Source organism: Stenotrophomonas sp. YIM B06876 (assembly GCF_030711595.1).
GTDB lineage: Bacteria > Pseudomonadota > Gammaproteobacteria > Xanthomonadales > Xanthomonadaceae > Stenotrophomonas.
This window is the reverse complement of the sequence record NZ_JAUJUJ010000070.1, coordinates 1-4,077: the sequence shown is the minus strand read 5'-3', so window position 1 is coordinate 4,077 and position 4,077 is coordinate 1. Positions and strand designations below refer to the sequence as shown.

At 51.1% G+C, this 4,077-nt stretch carries 2 tRNA genes and 2 rRNA genes; all 4 read right to left on the bottom strand.

Annotated features, from left to right (window positions below):
* Nucleotides 1-2,529: ribosomal RNA gene (locus tag QZH66_RS14455) — 23S ribosomal RNA — on the bottom strand; the annotation flags it as partial.
* Nucleotides 2,530-2,889: 360 nt separating this feature from the next.
* Nucleotides 2,890-2,965 (bottom strand) — tRNA-Ala (locus QZH66_RS14450).
* A 53-nt stretch (nucleotides 2,966-3,018) separates the two neighbouring features.
* Nucleotides 3,019-3,095: transfer RNA gene (locus QZH66_RS14445), tRNA-Ile, on the bottom strand.
* Between the two features lie 106 nt (nucleotides 3,096-3,201).
* Nucleotides 3,202-4,077, bottom strand: a 16S ribosomal RNA gene (locus tag QZH66_RS14440); the annotation flags it as partial.

The window sequence follows — 4,077 nt, the reverse complement described above, 5'->3', positions numbered from 1 at the left end:
ATCCGTTGAGCGATGGCCCTTCCATACAGAACCACCGGATCACTATGTCCTGCTTTCGCATCTGCTCGACTTGTCAGTCTCGCAGTTAAGCACGCTTATGCCATTGCACTATCGTCACGATGTCCGACCGTAACTAGCGTACCTTCGAACTCCTCCGTTACGCTTTGGGAGGAGACCGCCCCAGTCAAACTGCCTACCATGCACTGTCCCCGATCCCGATAAGGGACCTGGGTTAGAACCTCAAACACACCAGGGTGGTATTTCAACGTTGGCTCCATGCGATCTAGCGACCACACTTCAAAGCCTCCCACCTATCCTACACAGATCTGTTCAAAGTCCAATACAAAGCTACAGTAAAGGTTCATGGGGTCTTTCCGTCTTTCCGCGGGGAGATTGCATCATCACAAACATTTCAACTTCGCTGAGTCTCTGGAGGAGACAGTGTGGCCANTCAAAGTCCAATACAAAGCTACAGTAAAGGTTCATGGGGTCTTTCCGTCTTTCCGCGGGGAGATTGCATCATCACAAACATTTCAACTTCGCTGAGTCTCTGGAGGAGACAGTGTGGCCATCGTTACGCCATTCGTGCAGGTCGGAACTTACCCGACAAGGAATTTCGCTACCTTAGGACCGTTATAGTTACGGCCGCCGTTTACTGGGACTTCAATCAAGAGCTTGCACCCCATCATTTAATCTTCCAGCACCGGGCAGGCGTCACACCCTATACGTCCACTTTCGTGTTTGCAGAGTGCTGTGTTTTTATTAAACAGTCGCAGCCACCGATTTTTTGCAACCCCTTTCGGCTCCCTTTGTTCAAGTTCACCTAATTGGGGCATACCTTCTCCCGAAGTTACGGTATCAATTTGCCGAGTTCCTTCTCCAGAGTTCTCTCAAGCGCCTTAGAATACTCATCTCGCGCACCAGTGTCGGTTTGCGGTACGGTCGTCAATAGCTGAAGCTTAGTGGCTTTTCCTGGAAGCAGGGTATCACTCACTTCGTCTGCAAGCAGACTCGTTATCACCCCTCATCTAAGCCCGGCGGATTTGCCTACCGGGCACGACTACAGGCTTGAACCAACATATCCAACAGTTGGCTGAGCTAACCTTCTCCGTCCCCACATCGCACTATTGATCGGTACAGGAATATTGACCTGTTTCCCATCAGCTACGCATCTCTGCCTCGCCTTAGGGGCCGACTCACTCTACGCCGATGAACGTTGCGTAGAAAACCTTGCGCTTACGGCGAGGGGGCTTTTCACCCCCTTTAACGCTACTCATGTCAGCATTCGCACTTCTGATACCTCCAGCATCCATTACCAGACACCTTCACAGGCCTACAGAACGCTCTCCTACCACGTGCAATAAATTGCACATCCGCAGCTTCGGTAACTGGCTTAGCCCCGTTACATCTTCCGCGCAGGACGACTCGATCAGTGAGCTATTACGCTTTCTTTAAATGATGGCTGCTTCTAAGCCAACATCCTGACTGTTTTAGCCTTCCCACTTCGTTTCCCACTTAGCCAATTTTAGGGACCTTAGCTGGCGGTCTGGGTTGTTTCCCTCTTGAGTCCGGACGTTAGCACCCGGTGCTCTGTCTCCCAAGCTGTACTCGTCGGTATTCGGAGTTTGCATAGGTTTGGTAAGTCGCCATGACCCCCTAGCCTAAACAGTGCTCTACCCCCGACGGTAATACTTGAGGCACTACCTAAATAGTTTTCGGAGAGAACCAGCTATTTCCAAGTTTGTTTAGCCTTTCGCCCCTATCCACAGCTCATCCGCTAATTTTGCAACATTAGTCGGTTCGGACCTCCAGTACCTGTTACGGCACCTTCATCCTGGCCATGGATAGATCACTTGGTTTCGGGTCTACACCCAGCGACTATGTTCGCCCTATTCGGACTCGATTTCTCTACGGCTTCCCTATTCGGTTAACCTTGCCACTGAATGTAAGTCGCTGACCCATTATACAAAAGGTACGCAGTCACCCCTTGCGAGGCTCCTACTTTTTGTAAGCATGCGGTTTCAGGATCTATTTCACTCCCCTCCCGGGGTTCTTTTCGCCTTTCCCTCACGGTACTGGTTCACTATCGGTCGATGATGAGTATTTAGCCTTGGAGGATGGTCCCCCCATATTCAGACAGGATTTCTCGTGTCCCGCCCTACTTGTCTGCAGCCTAGTACCACACGTCGGTTTTCGCATACAGGGCTATCACCTGCTATGGCCGGACTTTCCATTCCGTTTTGCTAACCGTCGTGCTATCACTGCAAGGCTTCTCCGATTTCGCTCGCCACTACTTTCGGAATCTCGGTTGATGTCTTTTCCTCGAGCTACTGAGATGTTTCAGTTCACCCGGTTCGCCTCGCACACCTATGTATTCAGTGTGCGATACCCCTAAGGGTGGGTTTCCCCATTCAGAAATCTCCGGATCAAAGCTTATTTGCCAGCTCCCCGAAGCTTATCGCAGGCTATCACGTCTTTCGTCGCCTATCATCGCCAAGGCATCCACCACATGCTCTTAGTCACTTGACCCTATAACTTTGACGTCTCTTGCGAAACATCTCCATTTTCTTTCAAGGACTTGCAAGGTCTTTCACCTTGCGCGTTATGCCGTAATCAACTACGACTCTTTCGAGTCTTCATCGTATTACTTTTGAATTTCAAAGCTAGTTTGAATATTCGTTTTGACGCAATCAAAAAATTCTTGTTGCTGATGGCACGGTCTGCACTAAACCTTTACGAATGTGCAGTTTCCATCAGCAACGCTGATTCGACTCTATGAATTTTTAAAGAACAGCCGATTGATCGATGGATATCGATCAACATCAAAGCAGCCTTTTGCAAAGCTGCTTTGGTGTTGATTCATCACCCTTGCGGGTGCATCGTGTTGGTTGGTGGAGGATGACGGGATCGAACCGACGACCCCCTGCTTGCAAAGCAGGTGCTCTCCCAGCTGAGCTAATCCCCCCTGGACTCTTTGCCGCTTGTCGCATTGTGGTGTCGTCCGTGACCTGTAGCACTTGGTGGGTCTGGGTGGTCTCGAACCACCGACCCCCGCCTTATCAAGACGGTGCTCTAACCAACTGAGCTACAGACCCAAGCCGGCCACTGCTTGCGACAGATACCCAAGCATCCGCCACTCTACAGCGACTTCTTCCAACAACCGATAAGTGTGGGCGTTCAAATTAAACTGCGGTTTTCCAGAAAGGAGGTGATCCAGCCGCACCTTCCGATACGGCTACCTTGTTACGACTTCACCCCAGTCACGAACCCTGCCGTGGTAATCGCCCTCCTTGCGGTTAGGCTAACTACTTCTGGCAGAACCCGCTCCCATGGTGTGACGGGCGGTGTGTACAAGACCCGGGAACGTATTCACCGTGACATTCTGATCCACGATTACTAGCGATTCCGACTTCACGCAGTCGAGTTGCAGACTGCGATCCGGACTACGACTGGCTTTATGGGATTAGCTCCCCCTCGCGGGTTGGCAACCCTTTGTACCAGCCATTGTATGACGTGTGTAGCCCCACCTATAAGGGCCATGAGGACTTGACGTCATCCCCACCTTCCTCCGGTTTGTCACCGGCAGTCCCATTAGAGTGCCCAACTGAATGTAGCAACTAATGGCAAGGGTTGCGCTCGTTGCGGGACTTAACCCAACATCTCACGACACGAGCTGACGACAGCCATGCAGCACCTGTGTTATGGCTCTCTTTCGAGCACAATNGCAACTAAGGACAAGGGTTGCGCTCGTTGCGGGACTTAACCCAACATCTCACGACACGAGCTGACGACAGCCATGCAGCACCTGTGTTATGGCTCTCTTTCGAGCACAATCGCGTCTCTGCGATCTTCCATACATGTCAAAGGTGGGTAAGGTTTTTCGCGTTGCATCGAATTAAACCACATCATCCACCGCTTGTGCGGGTCCCCGTCAATTCCTTTGAGTTTTAACCTTGCGGCCGTACTCCCCAGGCGGTCAACTTCACGCGTTAGCTTCGTTACTGAGAAAGTGAATTCCCAACAACCAGTTGACATCGTTTAGGGCGTGGACTACCAGGGTATCTAATCCTGTTTGCT